General features: G+C 50.0%; 18 protein-coding genes, 3 tRNA genes and 3 rRNA genes. 18 read left to right on the top strand and 6 right to left on the bottom strand.

Annotated elements, in window-relative coordinates:
- Window positions 1–3: 3 nt before the first annotated feature.
- The 14 genes from rrf (NSQ73_RS30580) to NSQ73_RS30645 all read left to right on the top strand — a co-directional run bounded on the left by rrf (NSQ73_RS30580) (window position 4) and on the right by NSQ73_RS30645 (window position 12,083).
- A 5S ribosomal RNA gene (gene rrf, locus NSQ73_RS30580) occupies window positions 4–120 on the top strand.
- A 44-nt stretch (window positions 121–164) separates the two neighbouring features.
- Window positions 165–241 (top strand) — tRNA-Ile (locus NSQ73_RS30585).
- A gap of 29 nt (window positions 242–270) precedes the next feature.
- Window positions 271–346, top strand: a tRNA-Ala gene (locus NSQ73_RS30590).
- Window positions 347–546: 200 nt separating this feature from the next.
- Window positions 547–3,475: ribosomal RNA gene (locus NSQ73_RS30595) — 23S ribosomal RNA — on the top strand.
- A gap of 127 nt (window positions 3,476–3,602) precedes the next feature.
- Window positions 3,603–3,719: ribosomal RNA gene (gene rrf / locus NSQ73_RS30600) — 5S ribosomal RNA — on the top strand.
- 389 nt (window positions 3,720–4,108) lie between these two features.
- Entirely contained in the window at window positions 4,109–5,566 is a 1,458-nt protein-coding gene (gene guaB, locus NSQ73_RS30605; protein WP_042241251.1) for an IMP dehydrogenase, read from the top strand.
- 165 nt (window positions 5,567–5,731) lie between these two features.
- Window positions 5,732–7,090: a D-alanyl-D-alanine carboxypeptidase family protein gene (locus tag NSQ73_RS30610; RefSeq protein WP_171717593.1), complete on the top strand. Its 1,359-nt coding sequence runs from the start codon at window positions 5,732–5,734 to the stop codon at window positions 7,088–7,090.
- 118 nt (window positions 7,091–7,208) lie between these two features.
- Window positions 7,209–8,090 (top strand): pyridoxal 5'-phosphate synthase lyase subunit PdxS, encoded by an 882-nt coding sequence (pdxS, locus tag NSQ73_RS30615; protein ID WP_171717592.1) that lies wholly within the window; start codon window positions 7,209–7,211, stop codon window positions 8,088–8,090.
- Window positions 8,091–8,108: 18 nt separating this feature from the next.
- A complete protein-coding gene (pdxT, locus tag NSQ73_RS30620; protein WP_171717591.1) occupies window positions 8,109–8,693 on the top strand; it encodes a pyridoxal 5'-phosphate synthase glutaminase subunit PdxT in 585 nt (194 codons plus the stop codon).
- Between the two features lie 89 nt (window positions 8,694–8,782).
- Complete coding sequence (gene serS / locus NSQ73_RS30625) at window positions 8,783–10,072, top strand: serine--tRNA ligase (protein ID WP_340989942.1); 1,290 nt, start codon at window positions 8,783–8,785, stop codon at window positions 10,070–10,072.
- Between the two features lie 65 nt (window positions 10,073–10,137).
- Window positions 10,138–10,226 (top strand) — tRNA-Ser (locus NSQ73_RS30630).
- Between the two features lie 158 nt (window positions 10,227–10,384).
- Complete coding sequence (locus NSQ73_RS30635) at window positions 10,385–10,726, top strand: hypothetical protein (RefSeq protein WP_042132707.1); 342 nt, start codon at window positions 10,385–10,387, stop codon at window positions 10,724–10,726.
- A gap of 12 nt (window positions 10,727–10,738) precedes the next feature.
- Window positions 10,739–10,891 (top strand): small acid-soluble spore protein P, encoded by a 153-nt coding sequence (locus NSQ73_RS30640; RefSeq protein WP_042132708.1) that lies wholly within the window; start codon window positions 10,739–10,741, stop codon window positions 10,889–10,891.
- 103 nt (window positions 10,892–10,994) lie between these two features.
- Entirely contained in the window at window positions 10,995–12,083 is a 1,089-nt protein-coding gene (locus tag NSQ73_RS30645) for a DUF6612 family protein (protein WP_042132709.1), read from the top strand.
- Window positions 12,084–12,175: 92 nt separating this feature from the next.
- On the opposite strand, the gene NSQ73_RS30650 is transcribed toward NSQ73_RS30645, so the two are convergent.
- On the bottom strand, window positions 12,176–12,742 hold the full coding sequence (locus tag NSQ73_RS30650) for a GNAT family N-acetyltransferase (RefSeq protein ID WP_340989944.1): 567 nt from the start codon (window positions 12,740–12,742) through the stop codon (window positions 12,176–12,178).
- Window positions 12,743–12,789: 47 nt separating this feature from the next.
- Window positions 12,790–13,293 carry a tRNA adenosine(34) deaminase TadA gene (tadA, locus tag NSQ73_RS30655; RefSeq protein ID WP_268794628.1) on the bottom strand — a complete coding sequence of 168 codons (504 nt, stop codon included), beginning with the start codon at window positions 13,291–13,293 and terminating at the stop codon, window positions 12,790–12,792.
- A 308-nt stretch (window positions 13,294–13,601) separates the two neighbouring features.
- Here tadA and NSQ73_RS30660 point away from each other — a divergent pair, with 308 nt between their 5' ends.
- Window positions 13,602–15,914, top strand: coding sequence for an ATP-binding protein (locus NSQ73_RS30660; protein ID WP_171717587.1), 2,313 nt, complete (start codon window positions 13,602–13,604; stop codon window positions 15,912–15,914).
- A gap of 5 nt (window positions 15,915–15,919) precedes the next feature.
- Window positions 15,920–16,621 (top strand): 23S rRNA pseudouridine(2604) synthase RluF, encoded by a 702-nt coding sequence (gene rluF / locus NSQ73_RS30665; RefSeq protein ID WP_042132713.1) that lies wholly within the window; start codon window positions 15,920–15,922, stop codon window positions 16,619–16,621.
- Window positions 16,622–16,720: 99 nt separating this feature from the next.
- Here the strand turns inward: rluF and motB are convergent, their stop codons facing one another.
- Complete coding sequence (gene motB / locus NSQ73_RS30670) at window positions 16,721–17,539, bottom strand: flagellar motor protein MotB (protein ID WP_042132714.1); 819 nt, start codon at window positions 17,537–17,539, stop codon at window positions 16,721–16,723.
- Window positions 17,523–18,323 carry a flagellar motor stator protein MotA gene (motA, locus tag NSQ73_RS30675; protein WP_039303855.1) on the bottom strand — a complete coding sequence of 267 codons (801 nt, stop codon included), beginning with the start codon at window positions 18,321–18,323 and terminating at the stop codon, window positions 17,523–17,525. The genes motB and motA overlap by 17 nt, the downstream gene beginning before the upstream one ends.
- Window positions 18,324–18,528: 205 nt before the next feature.
- Between motA and NSQ73_RS30680 the strand changes: the two genes are divergently transcribed.
- Together NSQ73_RS30680 and NSQ73_RS30685 are read left to right on the top strand one after the other, a co-directional pair.
- Window positions 18,529–18,822: a hypothetical protein gene (locus tag NSQ73_RS30680; protein WP_039303858.1), complete on the top strand. Its 294-nt coding sequence runs from the start codon at window positions 18,529–18,531 to the stop codon at window positions 18,820–18,822.
- 211 nt (window positions 18,823–19,033) lie between these two features.
- Window positions 19,034–19,309, top strand: coding sequence for a 4a-hydroxytetrahydrobiopterin dehydratase (locus tag NSQ73_RS30685; protein ID WP_171717585.1), 276 nt, complete (start codon window positions 19,034–19,036; stop codon window positions 19,307–19,309).
- Window positions 19,310–19,415: 106 nt separating this feature from the next.
- Here NSQ73_RS30685 and NSQ73_RS30690 read toward each other — a convergent pair whose 3' ends face one another.
- Entirely contained in the window at window positions 19,416–19,772 is a 357-nt protein-coding gene (locus tag NSQ73_RS30690; protein ID WP_039303895.1) for a c-type cytochrome, read from the bottom strand.
- Between the two features lie 126 nt (window positions 19,773–19,898).
- Window positions 19,899–20,384 (bottom strand): GNAT family N-acetyltransferase, encoded by a 486-nt coding sequence (locus NSQ73_RS30695; protein WP_042132717.1) that lies wholly within the window; start codon window positions 20,382–20,384, stop codon window positions 19,899–19,901.
- Window positions 20,385–20,564 lie beyond the last annotated feature (180 nt).

Here is a 20,564-nt window from a genome sequence, read left to right on the forward strand (position 1 = left end):
GCGTTTGGTGGCGATAGCGGAGGGGTTCCACACGTACCCATCCCGAACACGACCGTTAAGCCCTCCAGCGCCGATGGTACTTGGACCGAAGGGTCCTGGGAGAGTAGGACGCCGCCAAGCGAACAATCAATTTATTGGTTGATTCACAATGTTATCTGTTATATGGGCTTTTAGCTCAGTTGGTTAGAGCGCACCTCTGATAAGGGTGAGGTCGGTGGTTCGAGTCCACCAAGGCCCACCATATAACATTTTAGAATTGAATACCTATATGGGGCCATAGCTCAGCTGGGAGAGCGCCTGCCTTGCAAGCAGGAGGTCAGCGGTTCGATCCCGCTTGGCTCCACCAATACTTCTTTACAAGATTATATGCAAGAACTTGATCCTTGAAAACTGGATACCGAAACGAATTTGCGTTTTAGAACATCTTTTAGCTGAAACTTGTGTAAGCAAGTTGAAATAGTTATTAGTTGATACAATTCATTCGTCAGGAAATAACGGGCTTTGAAGCAATTCAATGTTCAATATTTCTCCTGCGGAGAAAATTGTGGTTAAGCTAATAAGAGCACACGGAGGATGCCTAGGCGCCAGGAGCCGACGAAGGACGTGGCGAACAACGAAACTGCCTCGGGGAGCTGTAAGCAAGCTTTGATCCGGGGGTGTCCGAATGGGGAAACCCAGCTGTGGTAATTCGCAGTTACTCATTTCTGAATACATAGGAAATGTAGAGGCAGACCAGGGGAACTGAAACATCTAAGTACCCTGAGGAAGAGAAAACAATAGTGATTCCGTCAGTAGCGGCGAGCGAACGCGGAACAGCCTAAACCAAGGGGCTTGCCCCTTGGGGTTGTGGGACGTCTCACATGGAGTTACAAAGGAATATGGTAGGCGAAGAGGTCTGGAAAGGCCCGCGATAGAGGTAAAAGCCCTGTAGCCTAAACTGTGTTCTCTCCGAGACGGATCCCGAGTAGTGCGGGGCACGTGAAACCCCGTATGAATCCAGCAGGACCATCTGCTAAGGCTAAATACTACCTGGCGACCGATAGTGAAACAGTACCGTGAGGGAAAGGTGAAAAGCACCCCGGAAGGGGAGTGAAATAGAACCTGAAACCGTGTGCTTACAAAAAGTCAGAGCCCTATTACTGGGTGATGGCGTGCCTTTTGTAGAATGAACCGGCGAGTTACGTTTAACATGCAAGGTTAAGGTGAGAAGCCGGAGCCGCAGCGAAAGCGAGTCTGAATAGGGCGATTGAGTATGTGGACGTAGACCCGAAACCGTGTGATCTACCCCTGTCCAGGGTGAAGGTGCGGTAACACGCACTGGAGGCCCGAACCCACGCATGTTGAAAAATGCGGGGATGAGGTGGGGGTAGCGGAGAAATTCCAATCGAACTCGGAGATAGCTGGTTCTCCCCGAAATAGCTTTAGGGCTAGCCTCGGTGAATGGAGTGGTGGAGGTAGAGCACTGATTGGGTGCGGGGCCCGCAAGGGTTACCAAGCTCAGTCAAACTCCGAATGCCATTAACTTCTTGCCGGGAGTCAGACAGTGAGTGCTAAGATCCATTGTCAAAAGGGAAACAGCCCAGACCATCAGCTAAGGTCCCCAAGTGTGTGTTAAGTGGGAAAGGATGTGGAGTTGCACAGACAACCAGGATGTTGGCTTAGAAGCAGCCACCATTGAAAGAGTGCGTAATAGCTCACTGGTCGAGTGACTCTGCGCCGAAAATGTAACGGGGCTAAACACACCACCGAAGCTATGGCTAGATACTTTGTATCTGGGGTAGGGGAGCGTTGTATGTAGGTTGAAGGTGTACCGTAAGGAGCGCTGGACAGCATACAAGTGAGAATGCCGGTATGAGTAACGAAAAGATCAGTGAGAATCTGATCCGCCGAAAGCCCAAGGTTTCCTGAGGAAGGCTCGTCCGCTCAGGGTAAGTCGGGACCTAAGGCGAGGCCGAAAGGCGTAGTCGAAGGACAACAGTTTGAAATTACTGTACCACCGTAATCCGCTATGAGCGATGGGGTGACGCAGGAGGGTAGTGACGCGGACTGATGGATGTGTCCGTCTAAGCAGTGAGGCTGATGTGTAGGCAAATCCGCACATCATTAAGGCTGGGCTGTGATGGGGAGCGAAAATTGTAGTAGCGAAGGTCATGATCTCACACTGCCAAGAAAAGCCTCTAGCCAGGAGAAGGTGCCCGTACCGCAAACCGACACAGGTAGGCGAGAAGAGAATTCTAAGGCGCGCGGAAGAACTCTCGTTAAGGAACTCGGCAAAATGACCTCGTAACTTCGGGAGAAGAGGTGCCTCGGTAGGGTGAATAGCCCGAGGGGGCCGCAGTGAAAAGGCCCAAGCGACTGTTTAGCAAAAACACAGGTCTGTGCGAAGCCGCAAGGCGAAGTATACGGGCTGACGCCTGCCCGGTGCTGGAAGGTTAAGGGGAGTGGTTAGGAGCAATCCGAAGCTGTGAACCGAAGCCCCAGTAAACGGCGGCCGTAACTATAACGGTCCTAAGGTAGCGAAATTCCTTGTCAGGTAAATTCTGACCCGCACGAATGGCGTAACGACTTGGGCGCTGTCTCAACGAGAGATCCGGTGAAATTTTAATACCTGTGAAGATGCAGGTTACCCGCGACAAGACGGAAAGACCCCATGGAGCTTTACTGCAGCTTGATATTGAATTTGGGTACGATCTGTACAGGATAGGTGGGAGCCGTTGAGGCAGGAGCGCAAGCTTCTGCGGAGGCGCCGTTGGGATACCACCCTGATCGTATCTAGGTTCTAACCTAGTGCCCTTACCGGGTACGGGGACCGTGTCAGGCGGGCAGTTTGACTGGGGCGGTCGCCTCCTAAAGAGTAACGGAGGCGTTCAAAGGTTCCCTCAGAATGGTTGGAAATCATTCGAAGAGTGCAAAGGCATAAGGGAGCTTGACTGCGAGACCTACAAGTCGAGCAGGGACGAAAGTCGGACTTAGTGATCCGGTGGTACCGCATGGAAGGGCCATCGCTCAACGGATAAAAGCTACCCTGGGGATAACAGGCTTATCTCCCCCAAGAGTCCACATCGACGGGGAGGTTTGGCACCTCGATGTCGGCTCATCGCATCCTGGGGCTGAAGTAGGTCCCAAGGGTTGGGCTGTTCGCCCATTAAAGCGGTACGCGAGCTGGGTTCAGAACGTCGTGAGACAGTTCGGTCCCTATCTGTCGTGGGCGCAGGAAATTTGAGAGGAGCTGTCCTTAGTACGAGAGGACCGGGATGGACGTACCGCTGGTGCATCAGTTGTTCCGCCAGGAGCATGGCTGAGTAGCTACGTACGGACGGGATAAGCGCTGAAAGCATCTAAGCGTGAAGCCCCCCTCAAGATGAGATTTCCCAATTAGTAAGACCCCTTGAAGACGACGAGGTAGATAGGTTGGAGGTGGAAGTGCAGCAATGCATGGAGCTGACCAATACTAATCGGTCGAGGGCTTATCCAACTTTCGAACAACGCAGATTCGTTTCGGATTCAGTTTTCAGGCGATCAAGCCTGTACGCAATGAAGTTCATTCACACATCCGTGATGAACCGAATTTCAAGCGGCAGCGTCTGTTTCACAGACGCATGTTTGGTGGCGATAGCGGAGGGGTTCCACGCGTACCCATCCCGAACACGACCGTTAAGCCCTCCAGCGCCGATGGTACTTGGACCGAAGGGTCCTGGGAGAGTAGGACGTTGCCAAGCACATGAAGCCATTGTTGAGCAATCGACAATGGCTTTTTTGTATACTTTTATACATGGACAATGCATAGACGTTAGGGTGTTAAATTATGGATGATTATATAATCTGTCCACTGCACACGGACTTTAGTCCAAGAATTCGCTTACCCGGAGCAAGATTTCTTAATACCTTATCAGAAGATGTAATATTCTTGACAGGCCAAAAGCCCTTTGCTAAGATAGCTCTAATATATTTTTGGACAAGCATCTCAAACCTTAACTGAAGACACTATTATGTATAACTCCCAAGCCTCTACCGCTGTCTATCGGGTATGGACTTGAAGCAGGAGTTTTTTTATTCATAAGTTGGCAGACAGGTGGAGAAAAGAATATTTCGAGGAGGAATGACCCAGGTGTGGGAAGATAAGTTTGGTAAAGAAGGATTCACTTTTGATGATGTGCTGCTGGTTCCGCGTAAATCCGAGGTACTGCCTAAGGAAGTGGATTTAACCACTGTACTTAGCAAGAATGTGAAGCTGAACATCCCTTTGATGAGTGCAGGTATGGATACAGTCACGGAAGCAGCTATGGCGATTGCTATTGCCCGTGAGGGCGGGATCGGCATCATTCATAAGAATATGTCCGTGGAGCAGCAGGCGGAAGAGGTGGACCGTGTGAAGCGCTCCGAGAGCGGCGTTATTACCAATCCATTCTCACTTACGCCAGACCACTGGGTATCCGATGCTGAAGTTCTGATGGGGAAATACCGCATTTCAGGTGTACCTATCGTAGATGAAGGCGGTAAGCTTGTTGGTATTCTGACTAACCGTGATTTGCGTTTTATCCACGATTTCAATATTCAGATCAAAGAAGTTATGACTCATGAGAATCTGGTTACCGCTGCTGTAGGTACAACCCTTCAGGAAGCGAAAGGCATCCTTCAACGTCACAAGATTGAGAAGCTGCCGCTGGTGGATGAGCACAATATTCTTAAAGGTCTCATTACTATTAAAGATATAGAGAAAGCTATCCAGTTCCCTAACGGGGCCAAGGATGCTCAAGGCCGTCTGCTTGTTGGAGCTGCGATCGGTATTTCTAAGGATACATTAGAACGCACAGAGGCATTGGTAAAAGCCGGTGTTGACCTTATCACAGTGGATTCGGCACACGGACACCATATTAATATTATCGACGCGGTCCGCCAGCTGCGCGAATTGTATCCTGATCTTACTATTGTGGCTGGTAATGTAGCTACAGGTGAAGCTACCCGTGAATTAATTGAAGCCGGAGCATCCGTAGTCAAGGTCGGTATTGGACCCGGATCGATTTGTACAACCCGCGTAATTGCAGGTATCGGCGTTCCGCAGGTTACAGCAATCTATGATTGTGCAACGGTTGCCCGCGAATACGGGATTCCAGTTATAGCTGACGGGGGAATTAAGTACTCCGGAGAGATCACCAAGGCAATTGCTGCCGGAGCCGCTGCAGTGATGATGGGCAGTTTGTTCGCCGGTACGGAAGAGAGCCCTGGGGAATCGGAAATTTATCAGGGTCGTAAATACAAGGTATACCGCGGAATGGGCAGCATGAGCGCCATGAAGCAGGGCAGTAAAGACCGTTACTTCCAGGATGATGATAAGAAGCTCGTTCCTGAAGGAATTGAAGGCCGGGTTGCATTTAAAGGGCCGTTGTCCGATACCGTTCATCAACTGATCGGCGGATTGCGTTCAGGTATGGGTTACTGCGGTACGAAGACATTAGAGGAACTGCGTAACGACACCTCATTTATCCGTATCACAGGTGCGGGACTTCGTGAAAGTCACCCGCATGATGTACAGATTACCAAAGAAGCGCCGAACTATTCCCTGTAAACCGGGAAGAATCGCATATTTTTGCGGACAGGCAGGACTAAATTCGTCCTGCCTGTCTTTTTTTGCAGATACCCCTGTGTTAGAATAGAACAAGCACTGATCTGAGGATTAAAGGAGAGTTAATCATTGAAGTACAAGCGGAAACTAAGTAGTAAGCAACTTGTGATGAAGACAGCGACAGTAGGTCTGCTTTTAAATATGCTAGCATTCCCGGCAGCGTCTGCCATGGCAGAGGCGGTAAGCACACCGGCTGCAACAGAGACAGCGGCTCCATCGACAGCGGCAACACCTGCCAAAACGGCAGTAACCAAGATTCCAAGCGTGGAGTCACTGGGACTTAATCTGAAATCTGCAGTATTAATAGAGCCGACCACAGGAGAGATCCTGTTGTCTTTGAATGCGGACGAGCCATTGCCGCCGGCAAGTATGACGAAGATGATGACAGAATATCTCGTGTCTGATGCGGTGAAGAACGGACAGATATCCTGGGATGAGAAAGTTGTTGTGCAGGAGAATGCGTCGAAGCAGATCGGGTCGCGTATTTTCTTAGCCGAGGGCGATGAACATACCGTCAAAGAACTTTACATAGCCATGGCCGTTGGTTCAGCCAATGATGCCACGGTAGCTTTGGCTGAACTGGTGTCGGGTTCTGAGCAGGAATTCGTAACCCTAATGAACGAAACCGCTAAGAAGATGGGGATGAAGACTGCCCATTTCATTAACTCCACAGGGCTTGACCGGGCTGATATGCCGGAGAAATTCCGTCCGGAGGCTGAAGGCGAAACGTTAATGTCCGCTATGGATGCTGCCCTGCTCGCTAAGTTTATTGTTACCGACCATCCGGATTTCACTGAGTTCACGACAATTCAGTCCTACAAGTTCCGTGAACGTGACGCGAAACCGATGATTAATTATAACTGGATGCTGGAAGCCAACAAGGATATTGCTAATTTCAAAGCCTATGCCTATCCGGGTCTCGACGGATTGAAGACTGGACATACCACCAATGCCGGCAACTGTTTCACAGGTACGGCCGTTCGTGATGGCATGCGTCTGATCAGCGTAGTCATGGGGGCCAACTCAGAAGCACACCGTTTCACGGAAACGAAGAAGGTGCTTGATTTCGGCTTCAACAATTTTGAGATTAAGCAGGTTGTAGCGCCTAAGGCTGTCATCGCCGGTACTGAAACGGTGCCTGTACTCAAAGGGAAGAATAAAGATGTACCTGTTGTGACGGATGCGGGAGTTACGTTCATGGTACCAAAGGGTACGGTTTCTCCACAGATCAAAACTACAGTGGTGACGAACGATCCGGCAACTTTGATCGCGCCGATTGCCGGAGCCAGCAAAGTAGGTAAGGTCACTTATACCTACCAGATCGAAGGAATGTCTCAGGCTCAGGAGAAGACGGTTAACCTGATTACTGCTGAGGAAGCAGAGAAGGCTGGCTGGTTCAAACTGCTGATGAGAGCAATCGGAGAATTTTTTGGCGACCTGTTTACAGGAATTAAGAACTTGTTCTAACCGCACGGCAGTCTAATGCCAGCATTACGACAAAATCCCAGTAAATAGGTTGTATATATCACCGCCTTGCGGTAAAATTACAAGTTAGATTAGGTTAGATCATTCGGGAGGCTTAGACATGGAAACAGGAACATCGCGAGTTAAAAGAGGCATGGCAGAAATGCAAAAGGGTGGCGTCATTATGGACGTCATGAATGCAGAGCAGGCAAAAATTGCCGAGGCAGCGGGCGCAGTAGCCGTTATGGCTCTGGAACGTGTACCTTCCGATATCCGCGCAGCGGGTGGTGTAGCACGTATGGCCGATCCTACTATTGTAGAAGAAGTTATCAAGGTAGTGAGCATTCCTGTTATGGCTAAAGCCCGTATTGGCCATTATGTAGAAGCCAAGGTTCTTGAATCCCTCGGTGTTGACTATCTGGATGAGAGCGAAGTGCTCACGCCGGCAGATGAAGTGTTTCATATCAATAAACACGAATTCACCGTTCCTTTTGTATGCGGAGCCAAGGATCTTGGGGAAGCCCTGCGCCGGATTAACGAAGGAGCTTCGATGATCCGTACCAAGGGTGAGCCGGGGACAGGCAACATCGTTGAAGCTGTCCGCCACATGCGCTACATAAACAGTCAAATCCGCAAAGTGACGAACCTCTCGCTTGATGAGCTTTATAATGAAGCTAAGATACTTGGCGTTTCTTATGAGCTGCTGCTGGAAGTTCATCAGCTTGGCAAATTACCTGTCGTTAACTTCGCTGCCGGCGGTGTAGCTACGCCTGCCGATGCCGCGCTCATGATGCATCTTGGTGCTGACGGCGTGTTTGTCGGCTCGGGTATCTTCAAGTCGGACAACCCTGAGAAATTCGCCCGTGCCATTGTAGAAGCGACCACCCACTTTACAGACTACAAGCTGATTGCTGAAGTGTCGAAGAACCTTGGCGCCCCGATGAAGGGGATTGATATTGCCACTTTGACTCCGGCTGAACGTATGTCGGAACGCGGCCGTTAATAGAGAGAAGGCTTCCGGATGAGAATAGGAGTGTTGGCGCTGCAGGGCGCTGTAACAGAGCATATTGTCAGTATTGAGAAGACAGGTGCGCAGGGTCTGCCTATCAAGCGTGTAGAGCAGCTGGAAGAGGTAGAGGGACTGATTATTCCCGGCGGCGAGAGCACGACCATCGGCAAACTGATGCGCAAATATGGCTTTATAGAAGCTATACGTGAGTTTGCGGGTCAAGGTAAGCCGATTTTTGGTACCTGCGCCGGCATGATTGTCCTGGCCAAGCACATTGCCGGAGGTGAACCCGGTCATCTGGAGCTGATGGATATTACCGTTGCCCGGAATGCCTTTGGCCGCCAGCGGGAAAGCTTTGAATGTGATCTGGAGGTTAAAGGGATTGCTGAGCCGGTACGTGCGGTATTTATCCGTGCTCCGCTCATTAACGAGGTGGGTCCGGATGTCGATGTGCTTACCATCTATAAGGATGAGATTGTAACTGCACGTCAGGGCAACCTGCTGGTATCCTCTTTTCACCCGGAACTGACTGATGATTACAGGCTGCATCAATATTTTGCCGACATGGTAGAGGACAGTATCGCAGCCAATCAATAGAACTGCATATAAAACATCCTGACTCTTTCAAAGCTGTAAACAAATCAGCATTTTGAAAGAGTTTGGGCTGTTTTCAGGAGGGAAACTTTGTGTTAGATGTTAAAGTGTTGCGTAGTGATTATGCCAGAGTAGAAGAGGCCCTTACCAAAAGAGGAAAGTCGCTCGATTTGATTGCCGGCTTCCCGCAGCTTGATCTGCGCCGCCGTGAGCTGCTTCAGGAAACAGAGGGACTTAAGAACCGCCGGAACACCGTATCTGGAGATGTAGCGAAGAAGAAGAAAAATGGAGAACCGGCCGATGATTTGATCGCAGAAATGCGTACGGTTTCCGACCGGATCAAAGAGCTGGACGATGAAGTACGCGAGCTCGAAGTTAAGATTGATGAATTGACCATGAGCATTCCGAACATTCCGCATGAATCGGTGCCGGTTGGCAAGTCCGAGGAGGACAATGTTGAAGTACGCCGCTGGTCGGAGCCTAGAGAGTTCGGATTCACTCCGAAATCACACTGGGAGCTGGCGCAGCAGCTGGATATCATTGATTTTGAAGCGGCAGCCAAGGTTACGGGTTCCCGGTTCGCCTTCTACAAAGGGCTGGGAGCAAGACTGGAGCGCGCTCTAATCAACTTCATGATGGATCTGCACAGCGGAGAGCATAACTATGAAGAGATGCTGCCGCCGTACATTGTCAACAAGGACAGCCTGTATGGAACAGGACAGCTGCCGAAGTTCGAAGAGGATCTGTTCAAGCTGCGTGATACAGAATATTATCTGATCCCTACAGCAGAAGTGCCTGTAACGAACTACTACCGAGAAGAGATTCTGACGGCTGGTGATCTGCCGAAGTACCATGTAGCCTACAGCTCTTGCTTCCGTTCGGAGGCCGGTTCTGCGGGACGTGATACCCGCGGTCTGATCCGCCAGCATCAGTTCAATAAGGTGGAGCTTGTGAAGCTTGCCAGTCCGGAGACCTCCTATGAGGAGCTGGAGAAGATGACAGCCGATGCTGAACGCGTCCTACAGCTCCTGGGACTGCCTTACCGCGTCCTGCTGCTGTGTACGGCAGATATGGGCTTCACATCGGCGAAGACGTATGACCTGGAGGTGTGGCTGCCGGAGAGCGGAATGTACCGCGAAATTTCCTCCTGCTCCAACACCGAGGATTTCCAGGCCCGCCGGGCCAATATCCGCTTCCGCAAAGAGCCCAAGTCCAAGCCGGAATTCGTGCATACGCTGAATGGTTCTGCGCTGGCCGTAGGCCGTACGGTAGCGGCTATTCTGGAGAATTACCAGCAGGAAGACGGCAGTGTTCTGATTCCGGAATGCCTGCAGCCGTATATGCGTAATGTCAAATCCATAAGCGCACAAACTGTTCAATAATTATAGTTGCATATTATTTGGTTGGTGTGATATAATTCCTAATGCATGTGAAATTTTGATGCATTGGAGAGGTACCGAAGCGGTCATAACGGGGCGGTCTTGAAAACCGTTAGGGTGCAAGCCCACATGGGTTCGAATCCCATCCTCTCCGCCATTCCTTTACACTCAAAGATTTGCAGATAGAAGCCGTTCTCCTTATGGGGGACGGTTTTTTGTTGTACTCAGGGGATTCTTTTGGATGGAACATGATCCAAAGAGAATAAAAAGCTCTCTTTCTCGGCAATGTATTAGAGAAGGAGGATGATCATAAAGATGGACCGACAATTACAAGTAGATCAGCAGAGTCTGGTGTCTGCCTGGCAGGAGCGTCTGCCTGCACTGATGGAGGATGGGGACAGCTTTAGCGTGCAGGGGGATGCCGCGGACCAGAACAGTCTGCTCATTCATTTCAATGCAGCCGGGCGTCAAGGGTATTCCCTCGATTTCCGCTGCACTTATGTGGATAGCCGTGAGGTTGCTGTGAACCTGCTCGACGCGGAGCAGGACGGGCGCGTTGCGGATGAGCGTAGGGATGCTGTACAGCTTTTGGCGCAGCAGTATACAAGGCAGATTCATGAGTGCGCGCAGGCGCTTCAGGGCTTAACCAATCCATAGGAGGCGAACAAGATGAGCAAACCAAAAAGCATGCCGGTACCCGGTGTACAGCAGGATAATCAGGGGCCGCGCAAGGAACATCATTCATCAGGTCCTGAGCCGTTGTCCGGTTCAAAAAAGGTAAAACAGGCAAACCATGTTGACCATAATAATCCTCAGGGCTAACCCTAGCCTGAGATGAAAATGGAGAGAAATGTTTCTCATATTTGCCAAATGGTTTATCATTAGGGAGGGGAAAGAATTTTTCACATGGGAGAGGAGAACAATAATGAATAAAAAATGGGGGTTATCCGCTGCCGCATTGCTGCTCACCGCCGCAGTAATTCTGCCGGGGTGTGCAAAGAAAGAGGCACCGAAAGAGGCACTGTCCGCTGCTGCAAATAAAGTTGCGGCGATGACATCGTATGAAATGAAGACGAAGCTTACCGTTAATGACCTGACGATCGACACAGGTACAAGCGAAGCTGATGCTACAACGGGTCAAATTCTCAGCATGCTTAAGAATGCTGAGCTTACAGTTGATGGAGTCTACCAGGCAGAGCCGATGCAGACAGAGCTTACAATGGTTCTGAATCTGAAGGGGGATATGGCGATGTCCTTCACGGTGCCGATGGTAATGACAGCAGAGAAGCTGTATGTCAAAGTGCCGTCCATTCCGTTCCTGCCGCTTCCCGAGACAATCGTAGGTAAATTTGTTGAAGTGGATCTGAAGGAACTGGCCGAGCAGGAGGGGGCTGAATTCAACCCTTCGGCTATGGACACGCAGAAAGTGCAGAAGCTGTCTAATGAAGTGATGAACACATTACTGGGTGAGTATGACGAAGAGAAGTATTTTAACGAAATCAAACCTAAGGAAGCCGGCCTGCCTGAAGGGGTTGAAGCCAAACAGGTTGTCCAGTTCCAGGTAACGAATGATAATGTCAAAGAGGCGCTCACCATCCTGGTGAACAATGCGCTGCCTAAGATCATCGATATTCTCGGCAAGGATGAATACAAGGAATTGCTGAAGATCGATGCTGCCGACTTGGCTAAAGCGAAGGAAGAGCTGCAGTCCAGTGAAGCACGCGCTGAATTCGATAAGGATCTGGCTGAGCTGAACACGCATCTGACGATTAACCAGTTCCATCTTAACACGGCGATCAATGACGATAACTTCCCGGTGTATCAGGATATGCTTATGGATATCAAAGTGAATGATCCTGAACAAGGTGAGAATGTTGCGCTGTCTATGACCGCTAGCAATCAATACAGCAAGATCAATGAGAAACAAACCTTCCAGATCGGAATTCCGCAAGGCGAAGATGTGATTACACTGGAAGAGCTGCAGCAGCAGTTCGGAGCCACAGGCACTTATTAATAAATAATGCAGCAACACAGAAATCCCGTATAAGCGAACCTCCGCTCATACGGGATTTTTGTGCTGCTTGCCGGCGGCTCCGGCAGATCAGGCTATTGCTCCTGTGGAAGAAAATCTTCAGCCAGAATGGCGTAAGTGCGGTGGTCCTGCCATTCTCCGTTGATTTTGATGAAGCGGCGGGCAAGCCCTTCAGCCTGAAAGCCGTTCTTCTCCAGGACTCTGCGGGAGCCGTCATTATGAGGCAGGATAGCCGCCTGCAGCCTGTGAAGGCCGAGGGAGCGGAAGGCATAGCCCAGGATCAGATGCACCGCTGCGCTGGTATACCCTTTACCCTGCATATCATAATCAATAAAATATCCGATATCGGCAAATTGTCCGACACCCCGTACCACGTTAGAAATGGTAATCTGGCCAATCAGCTCGCCGCTGAGCAGATAGATGCCGAACATATAAGCACTATCCTGCCGGGCATCCAGGATGCGCTGGTTAATCAGCTGCCGCTGGGTCTCCAGGGTGAAGTAGTCATTGTCGCGGAGGGGTTCGAACTGCTGATGCTCCTTGCGGTTGCGGTGACGGAGGTTAAGCAGCGCTTCGGCATCCGTGAGCTTCAGCAAAGAGATATAGATTCCCTGCGGCGTATTGTACAGCTTAATAGACATGGATCGTCCTCCTGGTCACAATAGAATGGTATAGCTGATTCGTTTCATTAGAGCTTGGCGGGTCTTTGCCGCAGCCGGCGGAAGAACGAGGTCAGCAGCTCTGCGCATTCTTCCTGCAGCACACCCTGGATGACCTCTGTACGGTGGTTAAAACGCGATTCCTCCAGCAGGTTCATCAGAGTCCCTGCACAGCCGGCTTTGGGATCAGGAGTACCATACACGGTGAGCGGGACTCTGGCCTGCACCATGGCTCCTGCACACATGGGACAGGGCTCCAGGGTCACGTAGAGCTGGCAGTCGAGCAGACGCCAGGAATTAAGGGCCGTACTCGCTTCACGGATGGCAACCATCTCCGCATGGGCAGTGGAATCGAGCGTGGTCTCACGCAGATTGTAGCCGCGCCCGATAATTTTACCTTCACGGACAACCACTGCCCCGATCGGCACTTCACCCAGTGCTTCTGCTTTGCGGGCTTCGCCTATTGCCTCGTTCATCCAATATTCATGAATTGCCCGCTCGTCTGGCGGCAACTCTTCAAGTCGTGTATTCAAGTTCATCTTCCCTTCTAAAATAGCCCCTTGTACAACGAACAAATATTCGTTCTTAACAAATTGTGGACAACTCTGTGGATAAAGCCCGACTTATGCACAAAATTGTACACATCGCGATTTAGCAAAATGTTTATATGTGCATAACCTGTGGATGGTTTCCTACTTATTGTAGAGAAAGTGTCTGAATAATTCAATATGTTCCCCAGGTTATCCCTGTTTGAAATGTCTTTTCAAATGGAGAGGCAAAAGGTATGATAATTATGAATGCTCCGCTAGGATTTACCAGCGGTAAGAGGTGAACAATACGCTTGTCTATAAAAACGAAATTATCGGCTATTATTTTCGGCTCGGTACTCTTAATCCTGACGCTGAATCTTACACTTAACCTATATGCCGTCCGGAATAATCTGCGTAATGAAAGTCTGAGTAATATGAAGATAACTGCCATGCAGATCGCTGTTTCGGTTGAGCAGAGCAGTTATAGTTCCAACTATGTGCAGCATAAAATTGCCCAGAACCTGAGGATGACCTCTATTCTGGCTTCGCTTGAGCTTGACCCGGATATCAAGAATGTGGACAATAGGGAGCTGCAGGCCTTGGCCATCAAGCTGGGCGTGTCTAATATCTCGCTTCTGGTCAAGACTGATAATGATATTGTTGTAGCCAAGTCATCAGATCCCACAGAGATCGGACTCTCGACCAAAGGCATGGGGTACTGGTATGTGGCTTTTTTGGAGTTGTTTGCAGGCCAGCGGGTATCCGTTGACCAGGGGCAGACGATGGATAATTTCTGGTCCGGCCCTTTCGAATATTCAACCTCAAATCCCGAGTACATTGATAAATGGGGTTACTATTATGATGGCACCAGCAACTATATCATAGATCCTTATATCCGCAGTACTGCCGTAAGCGATTACGTCAAGATTATGGGACCTGACGAAATTATTCAGGACTCCAAAGCCGTGAACCCCGGCATCCTGGAGATTACAGGCTTTAATCCCAAAACGTTCGGATCGCCCAGCATGCTGCCCGATGGCAGTGACCCGATTAATGTGAAGCTGCGCAACCGCCCTATTCATTACGGTACGTATACGTACGGCAACGTTGCACAGGATAAGGCGGCAATACGGGAAGCGATCAACGGGGGTGAGCCGGTAACGCTGGATACAGAGGTTCTGGGCAAAAGAGTGCTCAAGAGCTTCATTCCAATCAAACAGCCGGGAGCCGACGATTATGTAATTACTGTGGTTATGGATTACTCGCTGATCTCATCCGTAATTAAAGAGCAGCTGTTCAATAATATCACCACGTCCGTGCTGTTGCTTATTATCTTTTTCCTGGCCAGTTATATTATGGCCGGCTTCGTCACGCGGCCGATTCAGGATATACTGGCTAAGGTGAATGATGTGGCCAAGGGCAAATTCGAGCCTCCATTAAATGTAGAGAGCCGGGATGAGCTCGGACAGCTGGCCCACCGGATCAACGCGATGACCTCCCACCTGCTGCAGCACACGAACCGGCTGGGTCAGACGCTGGAAGAGAACCGGGCGGTTAAAGAGCATCTGGAGTCGGTAATTAACGGCACCTCGGATGCGATCCACACTGTGGATATGGATGGCAGGATTATAAGCACGAACAGAGCCTTTGAAGAGCTCTATGGATGGAGTGCAGCGGAAGCGCTGGTCAAGACGCCTTATCTGGTGCCGGCTACAGTACAGGAGCAGGAAGATGTCCGTTTGCGGCAGCTCAAGAACGGAATGTCTCTGCCTCCGGTAGAGACCGTACGACTGAAACGTGACGGCTCTATCGTAGAAGTCAGTGTGAGCACCTCGGTGATCCGGGATGAGGAAGGGCAGCCGCAGTCTTTTGTACATGTATCCCGTGATATGACTGAGCGCAACCGGATTGAAGAGCTGCTCAGACGCTCTGAGAAGCTGACTACGGTCGGCCAGCTGGCAGCCGGAGTTGCCCATGAGATCCGCAATCCCCTGACCACCTTGAGAGGTTTCCTGCAGCTGCAGCAGGAGAAGAAGGTTCTGGTTCCGCTGCATATTGATCTTATGCTCTCGGAGCTGGACCGGATCAATCTGATTGTAAGTGAGTTCCTGATCCTGGCCAAGCCGCAGGCCGTTCATTTTCAGTTGAGGGATCTGCGGCATATTGTCGGCGACGTAATCTCTCTGCTGGATAGCCAAGCCCATCTTTTTGGCATAGAGTTTGTAACGTATTTCTCGGATGTGCCGGCTATGGTGCACTGTGAGGAGAACCAGCTGAAGCAGGTATTCATTAATGTAATCAAAAATGCGATTGAGGCTATGCCTGACGGAGGGACGATTACCCTGGAGGAGCAGCAGCAGAATAATTCTGTGGTTATTGTTGTTTCTGATGAAGGCGGAGGGGTTCCGGAGGATATGCTTCCTAAGCTGGGCGAGCCGTTCTTCACGAATAAAGAGTCAGGGACCGGGCTTGGACTCATGGTCAGCCAGCGTATTATACAAGCCCATAAGGGCAGTCTCGAGATCCGCAGTGAGTATGGACGGGGTGCGCAGGTGACCATTAAGCTGCCTGAAGCCGGGGAGAATAACCTTCCGTCAGGCATGTATATAGAACGGAGTGAATGACAGACATGAGAATTAATAAGTTCATCAGTGAGACAGGGTACTGTTCGCGCCGTGAAGCAGACAAGCTGGTGGAAGGGGGAAGAGTCACCATCAACGGTGAGACCGCTCTGCTGGGCAGTCAGGCAGAAGCCGGAGATACGGTGCTGATCGACGGCAAACGCCTGGAAACAGGCAGCAGGATCGTTTACATCGCACTTAATAAGCCGGTAGGCATCACATCTACTACAGAAGGCCATATTCAGGGGAATATAGTTGATTTCATCGGACATGAAGAACGTATTTTCCCTATCGGACGGCTCGACAAGGATTCTGAGGGATTAATTCTGCTGACGAATGACGGGGACATTGTGAACAAAATATTGCGTGCTGAAGGCAGACATGAGAAGGAGTATGTAGTTACCGTGGACAGGCCAGTCACGCAATCTTTCCTTACGGGCATGGCCACCGGGGTGAAGATTCTGGGCAGCAGAACGCTACCTTGTGAGGTAACACGGATCAGCGAGCGGGTATTCCGGATTATTCTTACCGAGGGCAAGAACCGGCAGATCCGCCGCATGTGCAGCGCGTTTGGCTATGAAGTGCGGCGTCTGCAGCGCATCCGGGTAATGAACATCCGGCTGGGTGCCCTGCAGACCGGGGAATGGCGTGATCTGTCACCGCAGGAGAAGCAGGAGCTTGGAGCTATGCTGAACTATGAGCTACAGTAAGCTTTAGATAATAAGCAATCAAACAAAGAGCTGTTCCTGAAGGCCGAATAATGGCCCGGGAACAGCTCTTATTACTTGATAAGCTATAATATATTCGCATTATTTACCGGGAGCGGCAACATCAGTAGTTTCTGTTGTTGCATCTTTGTATTTGCGGAGAACGGAGACTTCTACACGACGGTTCTTGGCGCGTCCGGCGGCAGTCGTATTCTCAGCGATGGGATGATATTCCCCGTATCCGATCGGACTGAACTTGACCGGGTCCAGATTGGGGTTAAGCAGCAGGATCTTCATGAATTGAAGGGCACGGGCCACGCTAAGATCCCAGTTGGAGGAGTAGCTGCTATTGGAGATAGGAATATTATCCGTATGTCCCTGCACTAATATATCATAATCGGGAAACTGCTGCAGCATCGTCGAGATTGACTTGGCCAGCTGGCGGGAGTCATCCTTGACCATAGCCTGTCCCGAAGCAAATAAGGCGTTGTCGCTGATCGTAATCATTAACTGGGACTGATTCAGCTTCGTACTGAGCAGATCAGTCATTCCGTTATTCTTGATGTACTGATCGAATTGCTCCTTAAGCTTCTCCAGATCCTCCTGTTCTTTGGCACGAAGTTTGGAGATCTCGGCGGTGCCTGTATTTTTATCTATAACACTATTCATTTTATCCTTATTGCCTTGGTCAAGTTGAGTACTCGTAGGTGAATCCGAGCGGAATTCCAGTACGCCGCCACCGCCGCTGAGCGCTGAATTGAACGCCTGGGCCATTTGCTCAAACTTCTGGGCGTCCGTAGCACTCATGGCATACATAACCAGGAATAGAGCAACCAACAGGGTCATCAGATCGGAATAGGGCAGCAGCCAGGACTCATCGGCATGCTCTTCGTGCTCCTCATGCCTAGTCTTTTTGCTCATTCGAAGCACCCTCCTTCTCACTCAGCTTGGCGCGTTCGGACGGAGTAAGGAAGACGGAAAGCTTCTGATTGATAGCAATGGTGGAGACCCCGGACTGGATGGACAACAGACCTTCTACCATCATCAGGCGGACTTCAATCTCGCGTTTGGAAATTCGTTTTAACTTGTTGGCCATAGGATGCCACATTACATAACCGGTGAATATCCCCAGCAGAGTAGCGATGAAGGCTCCGGCAATCGCGTGGGCCAGGACATCCATATTGCTCATATCCCCCAAGGCGGCAATCAGCCCGATAACAGCCCCGAGTACCCCCAGTGTAGGTGCGTACATCCCGGCCTGGGAGAAGATTAATGCGCCGGCTTTATGTCTATCTTCTGTAGCGTGAATATCTTCCATTAAGACATCGCGGACAAATTCCTGGTCATTGCCGTCGATAATCATCCGCATACCGTTTCTAAGGAAATTATCTTCGATTTCATCGACATTGGATTCCAGTGCAAGCAGTCCTTCACGGCGGGTGATGGATGCCCATTCCATGAACATTGTAATCAGTTCGGGCTTGCCGACCATCTTTTTCTTCACAAATAGGATCTTCAGCAGCTTAGGGAAATTCTTGACTTCCGACATGGGAAAGGCCATGAAGATTGAGGCGGCCGTACCAAGAAAGATAATTACATAGGCGGCGGGATTGTTCAAGCTTTCAAGCGGAGCATGCTTGAGTACCATCCCCCAGACTACTGCGATCAGACCAAAAACCAGTCCTAGTATTGTTGAAATTTCCATTTATGCACCTCGTCCATGAGAATTAAGAAGTGATCCGACTATACCGCGTTTATCATCCTTGAACCGCGGGAGGACACTCTGCACGTAACCAAATCACGTATATTCTTATTTATCGACAGCATTCCCTTTTTTGTGAAGTGATTTTTTCGGCTATAATGGATAAGGTAAGTTATTATTCATCAGCGAAGAAAACGGAGTGATTGACGTGGGAGTTAAGCATGGCAGAGATTACAGTGAAATTCTGGTTGAACTGACAGGCGCAGTCGGACGGATTTCCGACGGGTATATTTTTTTCGAAATGGAGCCTGAGGAGTGGGAGAACCTGCCGGAGGAGTCGAAGCTGGAGGTCTGGGAGGCGCTTGCGGAGGATCTGTTCTACGCACTGGGCAATGAGCCGGTGATTAAGGTCGGAAGCGGGGTTGTAATGTACGATAAAGAAACGCACCGCATCAATATTCTGCTCGGCGACGAGGATTTGGCGTCGGTCGTTCTGGTGTAGCCCGGAGGCAGCTGCGGAGCAGAGTTTGTCCCAGGCATCAGCCCATGTTAAAATTGGGATGAGAAGTACTATTCGCCGGGATTTAAGAATACATTAAATCGAAAAAAATCTTTGAACCGGCACATCCCTTGGACTTTAAGAAGCTGAGGGATGTTTTATTTGAAAGACAGGACTGCTGTGATACAGCTAATTAAGCAAGGGAGGAAACAAATTGCCATTTACAGAGGAAGAACTGCGGGAGCAGATCGGCAAGCTGGAAGGCTGGAAACTGGAAGAGGATATTATGGTGCGCAAATATATGTTCAATGAATATATGAAGGGAATTGCTTTTGTGGATGATGTTGCTGCGATCTCGGAAGCGTTCGACCATCACCCGCATATCACCATTGATTACAAGACCGTTATCCTGCGTCTGCCTGCAGACGTGGAGAAACTGGATATACGCCAGGCCAATGAAATCAACGAGGCTTTTGAGAAAAACCGTTAGAGGACAGGATCCTTATGGAAACGACAGTACCGCTTAATCCATAAAAATGCCCGTGCAGGGATACCAGGGTATCCTTTGCAGCGGGCATTTTGCTTTGGGCATGTTATTATTTCTTCTCAGCCAGCCATAACGCGACATTCGCAATTTCCTCAGGGGCTAGTTTGTCTTTGAAGGAAGGCATCTGCCCGCGGCCTTTGGTCACAATGCTGTAAATCTGTGCCGCGTCATGCTGTGCGCCCTCCTGCTGCAGGTTCGGCCCTACACCGCCCTGAAGCTGATCCCCGTGGCAGGTGATGCAGTTGGCTTTCACCAGGGCCTCCGCGCTGGTAGCGTCCAGCACAACCTCAGGCATTGTAGGTTTGTTCTCTTCAGCCACCTCGGCTTTGCCGGGCAGGGTAAACATTAAGACCACGGCAAAGGCACAGGCGGCAAAAAACAAACCGCTCATGATCCATTTCTGCATCTGCATCCGTCCCTCCATGTAAGCTGCTTCCTTCATTATACCGGATGGTGAAGCGTTATCATAGTATTTGTGTCAAAAAAATGAACGAAACTCCTGGAAAATTTGCAAACATACAGAAGTGGAATGCTATTTCTCATAGACCATACAATAAAATGGTTTATCGCCAGTTGGGGTTCTGCGTTCATAAGTATCCGTTATGGTAAATCCGCATTTCTGGTAAGCACGGATGGCCCGCTGATTCCAGGTCAGTACCTCCAAATCGATCTCCCGTTCCGGATAACGCTGCAGCGCCGCCTGAACGATGGCCTTCATGAAGAGATGTCCCATGCCATGACCGCACAGATCGGGCCGCATGCCGATTCCAAGCCGGACTACACCCTCCATAGGGAACAGCTGGGCGAAGCCGCACAGGATTCCCTGTCCATTCACAACAGAAACGTATTGCTCACTGCGCAGCTGCGGATCACCGAATTCAACACCGAGCGCCTGCATCTGCTCCCAGGGCATCCAGCCGTAAATATTATACGGGGGCCTGTAGTTCCACTCACAGATCTCAGCAGCATGCCGCGACTCCATAGGAACAACATAAAAAGTTACCGGGGAACTTATCATAAGCAGAGGCCTCCTTTCAAGGGGACATTACTTCATTCTATAAATATTATATACAAAACGAGCCGGATTCGACGCAAAAACCTTGCAGAAAGACCGGAACTTGACAAACGCCAAAAAATATTTTATGAAAGAGCGAAATTGGTGTTTTACAAATATAGAGCGGGGTAAGTAATTTTATAG

The organism is Paenibacillus sp. FSL R10-2736 (genome assembly GCF_038000245.1).
GTDB classification, from domain to species: Bacteria; Bacillota; Bacilli; order Paenibacillales; family Paenibacillaceae; genus Paenibacillus_AQ; species Paenibacillus_AQ phytohabitans.